This is a genomic window from Streptomyces sp. NPDC031274 (assembly GCF_055570235.1).
Genome location: NZ_JBVIHP010000033.1, coordinates 23,735 through 40,887 on the forward strand (window position 1 = coordinate 23,735; position 17,153 = coordinate 40,887).

Annotated in this window: 15 protein-coding genes; 6 read left to right on the forward strand and 9 right to left on the reverse strand. The window is 71.8% G+C overall.

Annotated features, from left to right (window positions below; genetic code table 11):
- Nucleotides 1-73: 73 nt before the first annotated feature.
- Nucleotides 74-763: a DUF899 domain-containing protein gene (locus ACZ5CR_RS37620; RefSeq protein ID WP_468866199.1), complete on the reverse strand. Its 690-nt coding sequence runs from the start codon at nt 761-763 to the stop codon at nt 74-76.
- Nucleotides 764-1,020: 257 nt separating this feature from the next.
- The gene (locus ACZ5CR_RS37625) at nt 1,021-2,382 is read right to left on the reverse strand and encodes an amidohydrolase (protein ID WP_468866201.1); all 1,362 of its coding nucleotides are present in this window, start codon (nt 2,380-2,382) and stop codon (nt 1,021-1,023) included.
- Nucleotides 2,383-2,487: 105 nt separating this feature from the next.
- On the opposite strand from ACZ5CR_RS37625, the gene ACZ5CR_RS37630 reads away from it, so the two are divergent.
- Nucleotides 2,488-3,444 (forward strand): endonuclease/exonuclease/phosphatase family protein, encoded by a 957-nt coding sequence (locus ACZ5CR_RS37630; RefSeq protein ID WP_468866203.1) that lies wholly within the window; start codon nt 2,488-2,490, stop codon nt 3,442-3,444.
- Between the two features lie 13 nt (nt 3,445-3,457).
- On the opposite strand, the gene ACZ5CR_RS37635 is transcribed toward ACZ5CR_RS37630, so the two are convergent.
- Nucleotides 3,458-3,919 (reverse strand): nuclear transport factor 2 family protein, encoded by a 462-nt coding sequence (locus ACZ5CR_RS37635; RefSeq protein ID WP_468866206.1) that lies wholly within the window; start codon nt 3,917-3,919, stop codon nt 3,458-3,460.
- Nucleotides 3,920-4,110: 191 nt separating this feature from the next.
- On the opposite strand from ACZ5CR_RS37635, the gene ACZ5CR_RS37640 reads away from it, so the two are divergent.
- Entirely contained in the window at nt 4,111-4,608 is a 498-nt protein-coding gene (locus ACZ5CR_RS37640) for a winged helix-turn-helix transcriptional regulator (protein ID WP_468866208.1), read from the forward strand.
- Nucleotides 4,609-4,611: 3 nt separating this feature from the next.
- Here ACZ5CR_RS37640 and ACZ5CR_RS37645 read toward each other — a convergent pair whose 3' ends face one another.
- A complete protein-coding gene (locus ACZ5CR_RS37645) occupies nt 4,612-5,679 on the reverse strand; it encodes a phosphatidylinositol-specific phospholipase C domain-containing protein (protein WP_468866211.1) in 1,068 nt (355 codons plus the stop codon).
- Nucleotides 5,680-5,944: 265 nt separating this feature from the next.
- On the opposite strand from ACZ5CR_RS37645, the gene ACZ5CR_RS37650 reads away from it, so the two are divergent.
- Nucleotides 5,945-6,433 (forward strand): DUF3574 domain-containing protein, encoded by a 489-nt coding sequence (locus ACZ5CR_RS37650; protein ID WP_468866214.1) that lies wholly within the window; start codon nt 5,945-5,947, stop codon nt 6,431-6,433.
- Between the two features lie 25 nt (nt 6,434-6,458).
- Here the strand turns inward: ACZ5CR_RS37650 and ACZ5CR_RS37655 are convergent, their stop codons facing one another.
- Nucleotides 6,459-8,306, reverse strand: coding sequence for an FUSC family protein (locus tag ACZ5CR_RS37655; protein ID WP_468866338.1), 1,848 nt, complete (start codon nt 8,304-8,306; stop codon nt 6,459-6,461).
- A gap of 252 nt (nt 8,307-8,558) precedes the next feature.
- Nucleotides 8,559-8,804, reverse strand: a complete 246-nt coding sequence (locus ACZ5CR_RS37660) for a hypothetical protein (protein WP_468866216.1) — start codon at nt 8,802-8,804, stop codon at nt 8,559-8,561.
- Between the two features lie 211 nt (nt 8,805-9,015).
- Between ACZ5CR_RS37660 and ACZ5CR_RS37665 the strand changes: the two genes are divergently transcribed.
- The gene (locus tag ACZ5CR_RS37665) at nt 9,016-9,873 is read left to right on the forward strand and encodes a hypothetical protein (RefSeq protein ID WP_468866218.1); all 858 of its coding nucleotides are present in this window, start codon (nt 9,016-9,018) and stop codon (nt 9,871-9,873) included.
- Nucleotides 9,874-10,116: 243 nt separating this feature from the next.
- On the forward strand, nt 10,117-10,740 hold the full coding sequence (locus ACZ5CR_RS37670; protein WP_468866221.1) for a DUF4291 domain-containing protein: 624 nt from the start codon (nt 10,117-10,119) through the stop codon (nt 10,738-10,740).
- 121 nt (nt 10,741-10,861) lie between these two features.
- On the opposite strand, the gene ACZ5CR_RS37675 is transcribed toward ACZ5CR_RS37670, so the two are convergent.
- Nucleotides 10,862-12,340: an SWIM zinc finger family protein gene (locus ACZ5CR_RS37675; protein WP_468866223.1), complete on the reverse strand. Its 1,479-nt coding sequence runs from the start codon at nt 12,338-12,340 to the stop codon at nt 10,862-10,864.
- A complete protein-coding gene (locus tag ACZ5CR_RS37680) occupies nt 12,337-15,345 on the reverse strand; it encodes a DEAD/DEAH box helicase (RefSeq protein WP_468866225.1) in 3,009 nt (1,002 codons plus the stop codon). The genes ACZ5CR_RS37675 and ACZ5CR_RS37680 overlap by 4 nt, the downstream gene beginning before the upstream one ends.
- 166 nt (nt 15,346-15,511) lie before the next feature.
- Between ACZ5CR_RS37680 and ACZ5CR_RS37685 the strand changes: the two genes are divergently transcribed.
- On the forward strand, nt 15,512-15,982 hold the full coding sequence (locus ACZ5CR_RS37685; RefSeq protein WP_468866227.1) for a RidA family protein: 471 nt from the start codon (nt 15,512-15,514) through the stop codon (nt 15,980-15,982).
- Nucleotides 15,983-16,021: 39 nt separating this feature from the next.
- Here the strand turns inward: ACZ5CR_RS37685 and ACZ5CR_RS37690 are convergent.
- Nucleotides 16,022-17,153 (reverse strand): glycoside hydrolase family 6 protein (locus ACZ5CR_RS37690; RefSeq protein WP_468866230.1); only part of this gene is annotated, 1,132 nt, incomplete at its 5' end.

Here is a 17,153-nt window from a genome sequence, read left to right on the forward strand (position 1 = left end):
TCGAAGTAGAACGCGCCGAGGGGCCTGAAAGACTCGCAACGTGACGTACCTGACACCGAGTTGTGCCAGTTCCTCACATCTCGTACTCGTCGTGATACCGCAGTCGGCTGCTGCCCGCCGGAGCCCCGAGCCCTGCCGAGCGGCCTTTCGGCTCCTCCCACTTCTCCTGCCGGCCGAGGGCGGTGAGATCGAGGAAGCTGGAGTACGAGGCCACCCAGTCGAGGCCGCGGTCGTACGTCGAGTACGTGTGGAAGACGCGGTCCCCGTCGCGCAGGAAGCAGCTGAGGCCGGGCTGTTCGTAGGAGCCTTCGCCCTTGTCGACAGTGGCGTTGAAGTCGTGGTTGAAGTCGCTGTCGTTCGAGGAGTACCACGGCACCGTCCAGCCCATCCGCGCCTTGAAGGGCAGGATCTTGGTGAACGGCGCACGGGAGACGGCGATGAAGTTCGTACTGCGGGCCCGCAGATGTGCGAGGTGCCCGATCTGGTCCATGAACGCCGAGCAGCTGCGGCACCCGGCGTCCCACTCCGGGGCGAACATGAAGTGGTAGACGATCAGTTGGGCGTCTCCGGCGAAGAGGTCGAACAGCGTGGCCTTGCCGTCGGACCCGTCGAACAGATACTCCTTCTCGATCTCGACCATCGGAAGCCGGCGCCGCTCGGCGTTGAGCGCGTCACGCGCCCTGGTCTCCGCCTTCTCCTTGGCGAGCAGGTCCTTGCGCGCGGCGAGCCACTCCTCGCGCGTGACGATGTCGGGAAGTCCCATGATCCGTCAGTCCCTCCTGCGGACCCGCCCCTCGGATCCGTGCTTCTGAGAGGGGTGACCTGCGGGATCGTCGGAACTCATCGGTCGCGGCGGAGAATCTTCAAAAGAATCCAGAAGAATCTGGGACGGCGCCGGAAGCTGGGATGGCCGCGCCGGAAGCGTGAGCAGTCCGTGCGCGGGTCGAGGGACGCCACCGCGGTTCCTCCTGCGGTACGTCCAGTGCGAGCCGGGGGAAGCGTTCGATGGGCGCGGCGCCCTCAGCCCTCGTACTCCTGGATGCGTCTGCCGTGGCCGCGGTCGATCAGGGCGGGCAGCTCGGCTTCCAAGTCCGCGACGATTTGCGGCACATCGAGGGTCAGCAGCCGCCGGTCGCGCATCAGGATCCGTCCGTCGACGATCGTCGTGGTGACGTCCGACGAGCGGGCGCTGTGCACGAGCGTGGCCGCGAGGTCGTGCACGGGCCGGGTGTGCGGACCGTCGAGGCCGACGAGGACGATGTCCGCACGGCGGCCCGGCGCGAGGCTGCCGATGTCGTCCCCCAGGCCGACGGCCCGCGCGCTCTGCAGCGTGGCGTGGTCGAGGGCCTGACGTGCGGTCAGCCACGTCGGGTCGCGCCGCGTGGACTTCTGCACGAGCGCGGTGAGCGTCATGGACTCCCACACGTCCAGGGTGTTGTTCGACGCGGCGCCGTCCGTGGCCAGGCCGACGGGGATGCCGATCTCGCGCAGGGCGCGCACCGGCGTGGTGTCCCAGCCGAACTTGAGGTAGCCGCGGGGCGCTGACGCGACGGCGATGCGTCCCGTGCCCTCCTGGAGGAAGGGCAGGTCGCGGTCGAGGATGCCGGTCCCGTGCGCGATGAGGACGTCGACGTCGAGCAGTCCTGTGCGGTGCAGGGTCTCGATGGGGGTGCGGCCGTGGCGGTCGAGGCTGTGGTCGGTCTGGGCGCGGTTCTCCGCCGCGTGCAGATGGACCATGAGGCCGTGCTCGCGGGCGAGTTCGGCGGTCGCGGCGAGGTCCGTGTCGTCGACGGTGTACGGGGCGTGCGGGGCGAGCGAGGTGGTGATGCGGCCGTCGGTGGCGCCGCGCTGCCTCAGCGCGAACTCCAGCGAGGCGGCGCGGCCCTCGGGCCCCTGCGAGGAGAAGAAGGCCGCGCCGAGATTGGCGCGAAGACCACTGAGGGTGACGACGTCGGCGACGGTGTCCATCGCGAAGTAGTGGTCGGCGAAGGTCGTCACGCCGCCCCGGATCATCTCGGCGCAGGCGAGCCGCGCGCCGAGTCCGACGACCCGCTCGGTCAGATTCGACTCGATGGGCCAGATCCAGTCGTTGAACCACTCGTGCTCCGGCAGGTCCTCGGCGATGCCGCGCAGGGCCACCATCGGCGTGTGCGTATGGCAGTTGATCAGCCCCGGCAGGGCCACCTGGCCGCGCGCGTCGATGTGCTCGACGGCCTGGAGTCCCACGACCACGGGGGTGGTGGTGATGGCTTCGATGCGACCGTCGCGTACGACGATGGCCGCGTCGTCGAGAAATCCGATCTGGTCCTGTGCGTCGTGGACGAGGGCCGTGCAGCCCGTGATGACGAGGTCGGCGGGGCCGTGCGCGGGAGGCGGCGTCATCTCTTCACGGTAGGGGGAGTGCGCATCCCGTACCCTGTCGCGTCGCCCGTTTCGCGAGCACGCTGATGTCAACTACCCACCGCGCGATTACAGTTGGAGCCCGCCATGCTCCTCGGCACGTGGAACCTGGAGAACCTCTACCGGCCCGGCGGCAGGTTCGGGCCCAAGGACAAGGCCGCGTACGAGGCGAAGCTGGCCTCGCTCGCCGCGACGATCAAGGCGCTGGACCCGAGTGTCCTCGGCGTGCAGGAGGTCGGCGACCCGGAGGCCCTCACGGACCTGGCCGGGATGCTGGAGGGCACCTGGCACACCACGCTCTCGGAGCACGCGGACGAGCGCGGCACCCGCGTCGGCTTCCTCAGCTCGCTCCCCGTCTCGGTCGTGACCGACGAGGACCGCTTCCCCGCACCGCTGCGGCCCGTGCAGATCAACGACGCGGGCAAGCCGGTGGCGCGGGCGGGGCGCGGGGTGCTCGCGGTGACGGTCTCGACGCGCGCCTTCTTCTTCGACGCGGCCGTCTGCCATCTGAAGTCGAAGCTGCTCTCGTACGGCGGTGGCCGGTTCCAGCCGCGGGACGAGGGAGAGCGGGCCCGCTTCGGGGCGTACGCGCTGAACCGGCGTTCGGCGGAGGCCACGCTGGTGCGTTCGGTGGCCGGCCGTCTCCTGCAGGGCGACGGCCGCGAACACGATGTCGTGGTGCTCGGCGACCTGAACGACGAGGTGTCGGCGGCGACGACCCAGATCCTGCTCGGTCCGCCCGGCTCCGAGATCGGCACCCCGGGATTCGACCAGCCCGACAAGGGCGACGCGCAACGGCTGTGGAACGTGGCGCCGCGCATCCCGGCCGAGCAGCGTTACTCCCGTATCCATGCGGGGCGCCACGAGCTGATCGACCACGTCCTGGTGAGCCGCGGCCTGCTGAGCCTGGTCACGGCGGCGGGCACGGGCGTGCCCGGCTCGACGGCGACCGCGCTGCCGTCGGTGGAGGACGAGGATCCGGCGGTACGCAGGGACGCGCGGGGCTCGGACCACGCGCCGGTGTGGATCCGGATCGAGCGTTGAGGCCCTTGGGGCCCTAGCTCCGGCCCGTCGCCGCTGTCCCGACCGCCGCCGCCGTCGCCGCCTCCTGGCGCTCCCATGCCTGCTGGAGCCGCAACGTGTCTTCGAGAACCGTGTCCTCGACCATCCGGCCCCAGCGGATCCTGGCCCACTGGATGCCCTCGTTCTCGTACAGGCTGCCGTCCGCGAGGGTCGCCTCGATGCGCAGCCGGACGATGACGTGGGTGTTCCAGGGCCAGCCCTTGACGACCACGTCGGTGAGGCTGAGCCGCATGCCGGGGATGCACCGGTTGGCCCGCTCGAACCAGTCGGCGAAAGCCGCGGGGCCGCGCAGTTCGGCGCCGAGGACGCCGTCGCCGATGAAGCGGAACCTCAGATCGGGGGCTGCCATGGAGACGGCGGGCTGGTAGTTGCCGCTGCCGTCACCGGCGATGCGCCAGAGGGCTCGGACCTTGCGGCGGACGATGGCGTGGTACATCGGGGGCACCTCCGGTGACCGAGTGACTTGCGCGCGTGTGGCTTGCACGACTGATTTCCACATGTGGCTTGCACACGTGACTTGCACGTGTGACTTCCACGTGCGGCTTGCATTTCACAAGGGACCATCCCTGGCAACCGTAAGCCGGTGAGCCTGTCCCTTGCAAATCACAAGCGAGTACCGTGGGCGCCATGAAAGGCGAACGCTTTGCCCGCATGCACTGCTCGGTGGCGCGCGCGGCGGCCGTGACGGCCGACCGGTGGACGGTGCTGATCCTGCGCGACCTGTTCCTTGGCCTGAACCGCTACGAGGATCTCCGTGCCGACCTGGGCATCGCGACGAACATCCTGGCGGACCGCCTCGAACACCTGGCCGCCGAGGGCGTCGTGGAGCGCCGGGCGTATCAGGACCGCCCGGTGCGCCACGAGTACGTACTGACGCCCGCGGGCCAAGAGCTCTACGGCACCGTCCTGACCCTCATGACCTGGGGCGACCGCCACCGCTCCGACGGCGAGGGACCGCCCCTGCTGCCCGTCCACGACACCTGCGGCCACCCTGCCGAGCCCCGCGTGACGTGCGCGCACTGCGGAGGGGAGCTGACTTCGGGGACGGTGACGCACACGCCGGGCCCCGGCGGGCGGACGGCGCCGGGGACGGCGCTGGTGCACACGGTGCTGCCCGCGGGCTGAGCCTCAGCCGCGCGGGACCACCGTCGAGAGCACACCCGGCAGCGGATACCAGTCCGACGACACAATGCTGGCGTTGCCGCGCGCGAGCAGGGCGACGCGGTCCCGGGCCTGGGTCTCGGTCGCGTTCACGGAGTCGATGGCCGGGGCGACGTTGTGGGCGTCGGACATGACGACCAGATAGCGCCGGTCGGCGTACCACTTGGTGTCGATGGTGCCGCCCGCGTACTTGGACGCGTCCCCGTCGAACAGGACGAACCAGGGCCGGATCGCCGCGTCCGTGTACCGCCCGCGCGGGTCGCCCGCCTCGGCGCCGAGCACGGCGGGGAAGGCCGCGGCCTCACCGAGGCGCCCGGCCGCCGCGAGGTCGCGCAGATGCGTGGCGTACTCGCGGTCGGTCCACAGGGTGTCGAGCGGGTTGCTCTGCTCGACGGTGCCGGGAATGAGCTCGACGATGAACTTCCCCGCGAGGGCGCTCCGCTGGGGCCAGCCGTCACTCCGTACGGCCTCGTCGAGAGTGGCGTGCCCTCCGGTGAGCTGTCCCGGGCGGTAGACGGCGTCGCCGAGCTTGCTGGTCAGGAGGGCGTCGAGGTCGGCGGGTCCGCGTCCGTTCTTCCCCTGGAAGCCGTCCTTCAGCTCGACCTTCAGGAGGATGGGCCGGTGGCCGGGGTGGGCGTCGTGCCAGCTCTTCATGTCGGAGAGGCAGCCCGCGAAGCTCTGATCACGCGATTTGGTGCGCAGTTCGGCCGGGCTTGTGGCGTTCTCGCAGTTGCTGTCGTTGCCGACCGGATTGCTGTGCGAGACCCGCCAGCCGCTGCCGAACACATTGGTCCACACGTCGAGTTCGAGCATCCCGGCGCCCGAGTCGAGCGCGTCGGCGAAGTACGGGAACTTCGACTTCTCATAGGCGTTGTGGACGCCGACGCCGGTGGTGGAGGCGTACGACGACTGCGGCGCCGGATCGTCGGCGGCGGATGCGGAGCCGCTCGCGGACCCGGCGGTTGTGAGCGCCAGCGCACCGGCCGCCACGACCGCCATGGCGAGGCCTGTCCCTGTCCCTCTACGTGCCCTCATGTCAGCTGTCCCCTCCACCGCTCCGGTCAATTCTGATGAAACGTATGGGAGTTGAGTGGCGTATGGGAAGACGGCGATTTACGGGAGAGGAGAGATATCCAGCCGTGCGGTCACGAGGGAGAGGGCGGGGGTTGCGGCGAGTCCGCTACCGTCTGCGCCGGTTATGGATCAACGTACTCAGAGCATCGTCCGCTTGCGGAACCCGTAGAAACTGATCTGCCCCCCCCCACACACACGGAACGCCACAGAAAGGGATCAGCCCCCCATGCCCCTCGCCCTCTCCCGCATCTCCCGTACCCGTCTCGCCGTCACCGCGGCCGTCGCCGCGGTGCTCGCCGTCGGCGCCCCGGCCGCGTACGCCTCGCTCGACGACGCGGACACGCGCACGCCCGGCACGACCACCACGACCCAGGTGTCGCGGGGCGACGCCTATACGGAAACCCGCCTCCTCTTCGGGACCGAACGCCCGGACGGAGGACCCGACGTGACGGACAAGCAGTTCATGAAGTTCATCGACGTCGAGGTGACGCCGTCGTTCCCCGACGGGCTCACCGTGCAGGACGGCCGCGGCCAGTGGCGGGACTCGAACGGCAAGATCGAGCGGGAGCGTTCGTACGAGCTGATCCTGCTGTATCCGACGTCGCAGGCGCACAAGAGCGACGCCCTGATCGAGGAGATCCGCGAGGACTACGTGAAGGAGTACGCGCAGGACTCGGTGGCGCGGCTCGACGACAGGCTGCGCGTGGACTTCTGAGGCGCGCTCGCGTCGTCCCGGTCGGTCAGGCCACCGCGGTGAGCTCCGCGAGCAGCGCGTCGATGCGCTCCGCGTGCCGCCGCGGCAGGCGGCCCGTGTCGTCGACGTGCACCGCGCAGGCGGTCGTGGTGTCGACGAGGCGTTCGAGGGTGACCGCCACCTGCTCCGAGCCCGCGGAGTGCCGCGCCAGGGTGGGCAGCTCGGCGGCCGCGAGGTCGATCGCGGCACGGGCCTCGGCCAGTGTCCGGTAGGCATCGCGCCGCAGGGCCCAGCGGGCGGCACGGTGTTCGGCGTCGGCCGGGCCGCCGTCGCGGGCGCCGCTCAGGACGTGGCGCAGGTAGGCGTGCGCGGACTCACGGGCGGCGGACAGCCGGTCCTGTACGCGGCCGCCGCGCTGCACCGGCCAGGGCAGATGCCCGACGAGCAGGACGATCCCGCAGGCGAGCAGCGTCTCGCCGATCCGCCCCCAGGAGGCCTGCGGCTCGCCGCCCACCATGACGAGGGCGAGGACGAGGACGGTGACGACGGCGGTCTGGGCGGCGAAGTGCCGGGTGGCGACGGGGATCAGCGCACCGCACACGGCGACGACGGCGACGAGCCCGGCGGGCCGCGGCAGCAGGGCGGCGAGCCCCGCGAAGAGGACGGCGCCCAGGACGGTGCCGAGGGCGCGGCACAGGACGCGCGAGACGAGCGGCCCGAGGTCGGGCTTGACCAGGAAGACGGCGGTGGCGGGCAGCCAGTACCAGTGCGGGTGGTGCAGCGCCTGCGCGACCGCGGTGCTCGCCCCGAAGCAGAGCGCGACCCGCACGCCGTACTCGCGCCCGCCGGGGCCGATCGCCGTGCGCAGTACGTCGACGGGGCCGCGCCCGCGCCCGTGCGGGGGCCTGGCGGTGCCGCCGTCGAAGGCCTCGGCGGCGTGCAGCAGCGCGTCGTCGAGGGCGCGGAGCCCGGCGCCGGAGCGGGCGGGTGCGGGCAGCGGCCCGCAGGGAACGCCGTCGCGGATGGCCGCGGCGAGGCGGCGCGGGCCCTCGCCTGCACGTTCAGGGAGCGGCTCATCGGCCCAGGCGAGCGCGGTCGCCGCCTCGCCGAGCGGCAGCGCGGCGCGGTACTGCGCGTGCAGCCGCCGCTCGGCCGCCGAACTGGCGCGGCGCCGAAGACGCGGCCCGGAGAGGGCGTCCTGTGCCTGGTCGAGTGCGGCGGTGAGGGCGGCGCGGCGGGCGGTCGAGTCGGGGGTGCCCGCGGAGTCGATGAGCGAGGCGACGGCTTCGTACACGGCGGAGACGGCGGCACGCTCGCCGTCGAGACGATAGGGAAGCCCGCCACCGACACCACCACCGGCCCACCCGTTGCCGGGCGAGGGCGAAGGCAGCAGGAGCCTCAGCAGAAGCAGCCACCCGGCCCCGGCGAGAAAGAACAGCGCGCGCTGCCACCCGGGCTCGGGCAACGGCATCCCGGCCCCGATGGCGGCGGCGACGAGCAGCTGCGTGCCGCCGGCCGAAGCGACGGGCCCGACGGCGCTGAAGGCACCGGCGAGCAGGCCGAGCAGCGCGAACAGCAAGGGCAGCAGATACGACCCTCCGAGGCGATCGGCGACGTAGGCCCCCAGGAGCATCCCGCCCGCGCCCGCGAGCGCGGGCGCCCCGAGCCGCCGGACGGCGACCCGCCGACCCCCCGGCCTGTCATTGATCCCGGCCAGCATGGCCCCGAGCGCGGCCACGACCCCCAGGGAGACCCGCCCGGCGACCACACCCGCGCAGAGCAACGGCCCGGCGGCCAGCGCACCCCGCACCACGGAGTGCCACGGCACGGGCCCACGCTGCGTACGCAGGGCATGACCGAGCCAGGGCGGAAGGGAAGCTGCAGCGCGCGGGATCACCGGGTTCACATGCTCCTGTCGTCATCGGAACGGGTACGTGTTCGGAACGGGTACCCGTTCGGAACAGGTACGTGTTCGGAACGGATACGCGTTCGGAACACGTACGTATACCGCCGGACGACATCGGCCTGGGCTTGTGGTCAACGGTAAACGGTGTTCTTGGAGAGGAAGGAACAGGCGTATTTCCGTGATGTGACGCTTGGTGGGCGTTTTGTGAATAACCGGATTGCTCCAGGGCCTAGTTGTCCGTCATATCCCCCGGCACCATGCATACATGAACAGCGGCGCCGGAACGATGCCCTCGCCACCACCGCCTCCACCGTTGCCGTCGGCAAAGCGGCGCAACACGGTTCTCAGACTCTTCGACTCGCCCCTCCACCGGGACTGGGCGGCCTGGACGACCGCGTTCATGGTGGTGTTCACGGCTTTCGCGATCGGTACGAGCGACGACCCGCGCGGCATGCCCGCGTGGCTTGACACCTTGCTGGCGACCATCACGTTCACCGTCCTGTTCGGCCTATTACCCGCGTGGATCCGCCTCCGGATCAGGCGCCGAAGATGGCGTACGCGCAACGGAAGCACTTCTGGCCTCGCCCCGGTACACGAGCGCCCCGTCCCACCTCCCTCGCCTCAGGGGTACAGCTCCTCACCTCCCCCGGATCAGGTGACGCCGCCCTCGCCGCCTCGGAGCGTCGGCTCCGGTCGCATGAACCGCGTGACCCCCGTGGACGGGTCCCAGATCCTGACGCACGCACGGCAGACTCTGCCGCACCCGGTCGCTCGCGCCATCCGCGCGCTCCAGCAGGCGGACACCCCCAGGGACCAGTACGAAGCGATGCTCGACGCCTCCGAGAGCCTCTCCCTCACCGTGTGCGTCACGGCGGCCGCGCTGCTGCACAAGCCGGGAACGGACTCAGGGCTAAGCGTCCTGTCCGGGCTACGGAATGCCTACCTGGGAGCGGGCACTACATTCGGCACTTGGACGGTGGGGGTCGACCGGCTCGCCGCCCTCGCGCCGGGACACGCACAACTGCCTGCGGGATTCTCCTCAGGCGTGGTCGACATGGTCGACGACCTCAAGGCGCTGAAGAGCGAACGAAATCGCACCGCTCACGGCGACAAACCGGTCAGCCAGCCCGAGGCGGCCCTGCGCGTCGCGGAGTGCCGAGAGTTCCTCGAACACGCTCTCGCCGCAGCGCGGTTCCTGGAGGAGTTGCCCTGGCTGTGTATCGCGACGTGCGACTACCGGCAGCGAACGGGGACCTTCGATGTCGTGGCGCGGAACGCCACGGGCGACCATCCAGTATTCGAACGCCAGACGTACGAATGGGGCGAGCCTGTCGCCGGAGACACGTTCTACTTACTCACACCGGAAGGCCGTGTGCCGCTGTCCCCCTTCGTCACGTATACGTTCTGTCCCCAATGCAGGCAGACGGAGACCTGCTACACCTCACATGTTCCGAAGCACGAGAGCCACGCGACGGTCAAGAGCTTCAGCCGAGGCCACGAAATTCCCGTACCGGAACTCGGCGACGAAATCCGTGCACTGCCGAGCCGACGGTGAGGGCAGTCCTTCGACCACACGGCGTACGCCACCCCGCCTGTGTCCCGAGCATCCCCCACTGCGACGCGGAGTGCCGGACCGTGCCCCGCTGATCCGCTCACGCGGCATGACGACGAACGTAGGCTCCAACCCTACGTAGGTGGTAGCAAAAAAGGCGGTCAGGCAGCCGCCGGGCGTGACGCGCTCGGTACGCATCGATAATTCGCTGGCTGGTGAGGACACACGCCCCGCAAGCTGACGGCTATGAACCGGAACGACCAGGCCCTCACCACCGCACCGCCCACCCACCAGATCCGCGCCGCGCACACGGAGTCGACCGTCACCGTCTACCAGGCGTACGCCCCTGAGATCGGCGAGCCCGCGGCCCGCACCGGTCGCTTCCCCGCCGCCTGGAAACGGGACCGTATGACGTGGGTCAAGCCGTCCTTCCTCTGGATGATGTATCGCTGCGGCTGGGCCACGAAGGAGGGGCAGGAGACCGTCCTCGCGGTGGAGATCACCCGCGAAGGCTTCGAGTGGGCCCTCCGCAACGCGTGCCTGTCCCACTACGCACGCGGTCTGCACTCCGACCAGGCCACCTGGCGGCGGGAGTTGAGGCGTGCGCCGGCACGGGTCCAGTGGGATCCTGAGCGGGACCTGCACCTGAACCCGCTCCCCTACCGTTCCCTCCAGCTGGGCCTGGCGGGCGATGCCGCACGACGCTACGCGGACGAGTGGACGGTCTCGATCACGGACGTCACCGAGCAGGCCCGGGCCATCCACGCCCTCGTACGCGAGAACGCCCTCGCAGCCGCCGAGGCCCTCCTCCCCACGGAACGCCCCTACCCGACGACCGGGGACGCCCCACTCCCCCACCTGCGTACGTGATGGGCCCCAGCGCCCATAAGTCAGGTGGGTTGCAGGAAAGTCCCGGTGATACCCCGTATTCACGGCGTGTCGGCGGGACTTTTCTGCGAATGACGCCTGCCGCCACGGGCGTCGCCGCCCGTTAGGGGGCGAGGAGTCCCGTTGCCGCGCCTACCGGGTCCACGTCCGGCTCTCCCTCCGGCCACCAGTCGTCCCGTCCCGGCTCGCTTCGGTACGGGTACCAGCGGCCGTCCCGGCCGTAGCGGAGTTGGAGGGAGCCGGAGGCGTTGGTGAGGTGGTTGTGGTGGATCGTCATGCGGGGGAGGTCTGCCGCGATCAGGGCGCCGCGGGCTCGGTCGAAGGGGCCCGCCGGGGGGTCCCAGGGGGATTCGAGGAGCGCGAGGCCCTCCTCACCGCCCTGGCGCCAGGCCGCCGCCGCCCGGGAGAGGTCGGCGGGGGTGTGGCCCACCGACCTTGCCAGTTCGGCGAATTGGCGGCTGAAGCTGCGGCGGCCCGTGAGGCCGGGGTGGGAGGCGGCCAGGCGGATCGCGTCGTGCCAGGGGTCGGCCGCCGGGAGCGGGTTCGCGCCGGTGGTCAAGTACGCGTGGGCCCTGTTTGCCGCGTCCGTGGCCAGGAACTCCAGGGATGTGGGGTTGGGGGCGCCCGGCAGGGACGGGAGGAGTGGGGGTTCGCCCGGGTGGGCGGGGGGTGCGAGTGGGGGTGGGAGCGGCGGGCGGTAGTCCGTTGCCAGGACGTCGCGGGCCAGGGTGCCGGGGAGGCGTTCGCCGGTCGTGCCTGACGACGTGGTGGCCTGCTCGCGCGCTGCCTGGTGCGCGTTGCGCCGGGCCAGCTCGTCGAGCAGTACCTGTTCGTCTCCGCCTCGCAGGAGGAGGAGTACGAAGGGATCCGCGTCCAGCAGTCTCGCCGTCTGGTAAGTGAGCGCTGCCGCGTGCTTGCAGGGGCGGCCGTGATCGGGGCATGTGCAGGACGGGACCAAGTCGCCTGGGCCGGGGAGGAGTTGAGTGCCGGACTGGTCCGCCGCCGCCACCAGCGCGTGCGGCATGTCCTTGTCCAGGAGCGCCGCGATGTGTGCCGGTTCGGTGGCCACCGCGTCCAGGAAGTGGTCCCAGTCCTCCGGCGTGAGGGTGCGCATGCGGATCTCGGCGCGGTATGGGCGGGGGCGGCTGCCGTGTACGTACGCCACGATGCGGCCCGGGGCGACCGTGATCGTGTCGACGTGCCCCTCACGGGCGTAGGCCCGCCCGCGTGCCAGGCGCCCCGCGTCGAGCGACGTCCCCTCCAGGGCGCCGATCCAGGCGTTGCCCCACCAGGAGGTGGCGAACGGCGCTTGGGCGTCGGGGTGTTGAGGGAGCGGGGGGAAGATGCGGCCGGTGTTGTTGGCTAGGCGGGCGGCGGTCATCCCGGTACTGCCGGTCGCGCCTGTCGGCTCTTTCCTCCCGGCCGCGCCGGTTGTGCCGGTCGCCCCCGTCCTCCCGGTCGCCCCGGTCGCGCCTGCCCTGCCCGCGCGGCGGCCGGTGCGGGCGGAGCCGCCCGTGCCGCCGGAGCCGCCCGCCCCTGCGCCGTCAGTCCGACCGACGTCGGCGCCGCTGTCGCCCCTCACGACATCCTCCGCAACGACACCAGATCTGCCAGATCCGCATCCGAGAGCTCCGTCAGTGCCGCCTCGCCGCCGCCGAGGACCGCGTCCGCCAACGCCTGTTTCGCTGCCAGGAGTTCGGCGATGCGGTCCTCCACCGTGCCCTCCGTGATCAGGCGGTGGACCTGGACCGGCTGGGTCTGGCCGATGCGGTAGGCGCGGTCCGTGGCCTGTTCCTCGACGGCCGGGTTCCACCAGCGGTCGTAGTGGATGACGTGGCCCGCCCGGGTGAGATTGAGGCCCGTGCCCGCCGCCTTGAGGGAGAGCAGGAACACCGGGGCCTCGCCCGACTGGAAGCGGTCCACCATCTCTTCCCTGCGCGGGACCGGCGTACCCCCGTGCAGGAGTTGCGTGCCGATACCGCGCCGCGACAGATGCGATTCGAGGAGGCGCGCCATCTCCACGTACTGCGTGAAGACGAGCACCGCGCCGTCCTCCGCCAGGATCGTGTCCAGGAGTTCGTCCAGCAGTTCCAGTTTCCCCGAGCGGGAGCGGCCCCCGCGTGTCGCGATCTCGCCGTCCTTCAAGTACTGCGCCGGGTGGTTGCAGATCTGCTTCAGCGCCATCAGCAGCTTCATGACAAGGCCCCTGCGCGCGATGCCCTCGGCCGCCTCGATGCGGGCGAGCGTCTCGCGTACGACCGCCTCGTAGAGCGATGCCTGTTCGCGGGTGAGCGTCACCGGGTGGTCCGTCTCCGTTTTCGGAGGCAGTTCCGGGGCGATGCCCGGGTCGGACTTCTTGCGGCGCAGGAGGAAGGGGCGGACCAAGCGCGCCAGACGCGCCATCGCCTCGTCGTCCTCACCGCCCTCCACCAGGCGGGCGTGTCGTGCGCGGAACGATTTGAGGGGGCCGAGGAGGCCCGGTGTCGTCCAGTCCAGCAAGGCCCAGAGCTCGGAGAGGTTGTTCTCGACGGGGGTGCCGGTGAGGGCTACGCGCGCCGCGGAGGGGATCGTGCGCAGCGCCTTCGCCGTCGCCGCGTGCGGGTTCTTGACGTGCTGCGCCTCGTCCGCGACCACCAAACCCCATGGCTGGGCGGCGAGTTCGGGCGCGCTCGTACGCATCGTTCCGTACGTCGTCAGGACGAAGCCGCCTTCGATGTCGCCGGTCAGGCTGCGGCCCGTGCCGTGGAAGCGGCGCACCGGGACCCCTGGCGCGAACCGCTCGATCTCCCGCTGCCAGTTGCCGAGGAGCGACGCCGGGCAGACCACGAGGGTCGGTTCGGGGCGGGCCCGGTGCAGGTGGAGGGCGATCAGGGTGACCGTCTTGCCGAGGCCCATGTCGTCGGCGAGGCAGCCACCGAGGCCGAGCGACGTCATCCGGTCCAGCCAGGCCAGGCCCCGGAGTTGGTAGTCGCGGAGGGTCGCGGCGAGCGCGGGTGGCGGGGCGACGGGGTGCAGGTCGTCGGTCAGGCGTTCCCGCAGCCGGGCCAGAGCGCCGGTCGGAACCGCCTCGACCCGCTCGCCGTCCACCTCCGCCGCCCCGGTCAGCGCGACGGACAGCGCGTCCACCGGGTCCAGGAGACCCAGATCCCTTTTGCGGGCCTTGCGTACGAGTTCGGGGTCGACCAGGACCCATTGGTCACGGAGGCGTACGACCGGGCGGTGCGCCTCCGCCAGGATGTCCATCTCCGCCTCGGTGAGAGGGCCCTGGCTCCCGGGCTCGGCCCCGTCGCCGTCGCCGTCGCCGGAACCGAGCGCCAACTGCCAGCGGAACTCAAGTAGTTGCTCGGTCTTGAAAAAGTCGAAGTTGTCCGCCGCCGTGCCGGGTGCGGGGCGCACGACCGCCGTCGCGGTCAGTCCGCGGATCAGTTCCCTGGGCCAGTGCACGGCCACCCCCGCCGCGCCGAGCCGGGTCGCCGCCACGCCGAGGAGTTCGTACAACTCCCCCTCGCTCAGCGGCAGTACATCGGGGCGCGGCCGTTCCAGGAGGCGGGCCAGCGGTGGCCACACGCGGGCCGCCCGCCGCACCGCGAGCAGCGTGTCCACGCGGGCACGCGGGCCGAAGTGGTCAGCTCCGGACCAGAGTTGGGCCGCGTCCGTGACGAGCGTCGGGTCGGCGAGGCTGTGCACCTGCACGACGGCCGCCGCCGGGCTCACCACGCTCTCGCCGGAACCTCCGCCCTGGTCACCGGACGTGGCCTCGCGTACGTCATCCGATGCCCCGTCGAACACCTCGTGCGCCTGCAGATCGAGCCGCAGCGACACCCGCACCCCGGCATCCATCCCGGCCGCCACCTCCGCGGCCCACTCCCGCGCGCCCGGCAGCCGCTGCGGCTCCCGCGCGGCGAAAGGCGCGCCGACCGCGTGCGCCGCGGCGGGCGTACGCGGCAGGGTGTCCACCATCGCGTCGACGAAGGCCCTGACCAGGGCGAGCGGCTCGGGGAGCAGGAGGGGCTTGCTGCCGGGCAGCGGTACGGCGTGCGCCTCCGCCGGCAGCGCGGCGGCGATCGCCCGCAGTTGCGTGACATCGGCGGCGTCCAGCGGCCCGGCCCGCCACGCGTCCAGGTCGCCGCCGGTCAGGCCGGGCAGCAGCCTGCCCCGCGCGGCCAGGTGCAGGGCGTGCCGGGCGGCAGCGGCCCAGCAGGCCACCGCGGGGTGCGCGGGACCGGCGCGCAGCAGGAGCGGGGCGGCTTCCGCGACCGGCAGGATCAGCGCGGGGACGGTACGCGTACGGACGCCCTTGCCGTGGGGGCGTACGACCGCGATCTCGCCCCGCGTCGCGCCGGGCAGCTCCCCGCCCTCACCGGCCTCAGCTCCGGGCTCAGCCCCGGCCCCAGCTCCGGAAAGCCCGGCAGGGAGCTCTCCCCCCGGCGCCCAGAACGCGATCCGCCCCTCCCTCGGCACCTCAGCCGGAAGGAAGACGGCGGCACAGGAGCGCACCAGCTCGCCGAGCCGACCGGCAGGAGGCGGCGGCAGAGGAAGAGACCGAGGCACCGCGGCGGCGTCAGTGGCCGCGACAGCCCCTGCCATCACGTTCACCACACCACTCACCCTCAGTCACTGGCACATCATCCACATCATTCCCGCATGCCAGCCTAGGCCAGCGGCCAGGTAGGCCGCCCCGGGACGGGCGCCGACAGGGCCCCGGGCGAAATCCGGATGCACCGGACCGCCCGCCTCCCGCAGGATCAGGCCCATGACCACCACTCACCGCACCGTCGTGCCCACCCTCTTCCCGCCGCCCGGATACGCCCATGCCGCCCTCGTCGAGGCGGGCACCAAGCTCGCTTTCATGGCGGGCTCGGTGCCGCTCGATCCCGAGGGGAACCTCGTCGGGGAAGGTGACGTGGCGCGCCAGACCCGGCAGGTCATCGCCAACCTCGACGAGGCCCTGCGTGCGATCGGCAGCGACCTGACGCAGGTGGTGGCCAGCACGGTGTACGTCGTGAGCGACGAGCCCGGCCCGCTGAGCGAGGCGTGGGAGGTCGTCCGCGCCTCCGACCTGCTCGCGAAGGGGCCGCACACCTCGACACTGCTCGGCACCACGTGCCTCGGCTACGCCGGCCAGCTGGTGGAGATCACCGCCACGGCTGTGGTCCCGGAGGCTGTGGCCCCGGAGACCGCGAGCCAGGAGGCCGTGGCCCCAGAGACCGCGATCCAGGAGTAGGCCGTTACCCCCCCCTGCACCCCCCCTGGTCAGAGCGCGTCAGCCCCGCGCCCTGCTCGCGAGTCCAAGGGCATACTGCGGCCACCACTGCCCCGCCCTCGGCCCGCCACGGCAGGTTCCGTCTGACTCGCCGGGGCGCTTGATCCACAGGTAGGCGTCGAGCGCGGGGGCGCCGGTGGCGGTGGTGGGCGGGGTGCCGAGGGCGCGGCCGGGCGGGTTGCACCAGGCTTCGTCACCCCCGCCGGTGTAGGGGCCGTTGCCGTTGCGACTGCTGTCGACGACGAAGTGCTTGGCGCCGCCGAGTGCTCGGACGAGGCGGTGTCCGTACGCCGAACTGGCGTTGTTCGTCTGGTAGTTGGACACGTTGACGGCGAAGCCGTCGGCCTTGGCGATACCGGAGTATCGCAGCGGGGCGACCAGGCGGTTCTCGTCGGGGATCCAGCCCGAGTTGCCCGCGTCGAGATAGACCTTGGTGTGCGGGCGCGCCTTGATGCGGTGGACGGCGTAGGCGAGAAGGCCGTACCGCTCGCGGGCGTCGGCCTTCGCGCAGCCCGCGATCTTCTGCGCGACGGCGTCCGGTTCGACGACGACGTACGCGGCGCGGTCACCGATGCCCGCGGCGAACTCGTCGATCCACCGCCGGTACTCCCCCGCGCTGCCCGCCCCGCCTCCGGAGTAGTCACCGCAGTCGCGGTGCGGGATGAAGTACGTGACGAGTACCGCGGTCCGGCGCGCGGCGGTCGCCGCCTCCGTGGCGGCGCGGACCACCGGGCCCGGCCCCGGGCTGTGCAGCCACACGGCTTGCGGGCGCCCTGCGATGCGCTCGATGAGCCGGGCGTCGGCGGTCCGGCCCTGGCGTCGCCACTCGGTGGCCTGGCGGGCGGCGTCGCTGCCCGGCTCGACCCAGAAGGCGGCGCCGGGGGCAGCCGCCGTGGCCGGTTGGGCCGCGAGAGGGGAGGCGGTGGGCACCGAGGGAGAGGCGGTGGGCACCAGGGGGGAAGGCGCCGCGGGCGCGGGCCCGTCGTCGTCACGCGGCGCGACGCCCGCCGCCTCCGCTCCACCGGACGCCGCCGCGCTCAGCAGGAGCGCAGCGGCGGGAAGGCGGGAGAGGCGGGGGGCGGCGCCCCCAAGGCGGGGACAGGCTCGGCCCGGTGGTTTGGAGGGAGGATTC

Coding starts and splice junctions, on each gene's coding strand:
- ACZ5CR_RS37645 (WP_468866211.1), bottom strand. CDS start 5,679: ATGAGGGCACGTAGAGGGACAGGGACAGGCCTCGCCATGGCGGTCGTG.
- ACZ5CR_RS37680 (WP_468866225.1), bottom strand. CDS start 15,345: ATGGCAGGGGCTGTCGCGGCCACTGACGCCGCCGCGGTGCCTCGGTCT.
- ACZ5CR_RS37660 (WP_468866216.1), bottom strand. CDS start 8,804: ATGGTCGCCAGCAAGGTGTCAAGCCACGCGGGCATGCCGCGCGGGTCG.
- ACZ5CR_RS37620 (WP_468866199.1), bottom strand. CDS start 763: ATGGGACTTCCCGACATCGTCACGCGCGAGGAGTGGCTCGCCGCGCGC.
- ACZ5CR_RS37685 (WP_468866227.1), top strand. CDS start 15,512: ATGACCACCACTCACCGCACCGTCGTGCCCACCCTCTTCCCGCCGCCC.
- ACZ5CR_RS37650 (WP_468866214.1), top strand. CDS start 5,945: ATGCCCCTCGCCCTCTCCCGCATCTCCCGTACCCGTCTCGCCGTCACC.
- ACZ5CR_RS37635 (WP_468866206.1), bottom strand. CDS start 3,919: ATGTACCACGCCATCGTCCGCCGCAAGGTCCGAGCCCTCTGGCGCATC.
- ACZ5CR_RS37625 (WP_468866201.1), bottom strand. CDS start 2,382: ATGACGCCGCCTCCCGCGCACGGCCCCGCCGACCTCGTCATCACGGGC.
- ACZ5CR_RS37640 (WP_468866208.1), top strand. CDS start 4,111: ATGAAAGGCGAACGCTTTGCCCGCATGCACTGCTCGGTGGCGCGCGCG.
- ACZ5CR_RS37665 (WP_468866218.1), top strand. CDS start 9,016: ATGAACCGCGTGACCCCCGTGGACGGGTCCCAGATCCTGACGCACGCA.
- ACZ5CR_RS37630 (WP_468866203.1), top strand. CDS start 2,488: ATGCTCCTCGGCACGTGGAACCTGGAGAACCTCTACCGGCCCGGCGGC.
- ACZ5CR_RS37670 (WP_468866221.1), top strand. CDS start 10,117: ATGAACCGGAACGACCAGGCCCTCACCACCGCACCGCCCACCCACCAG.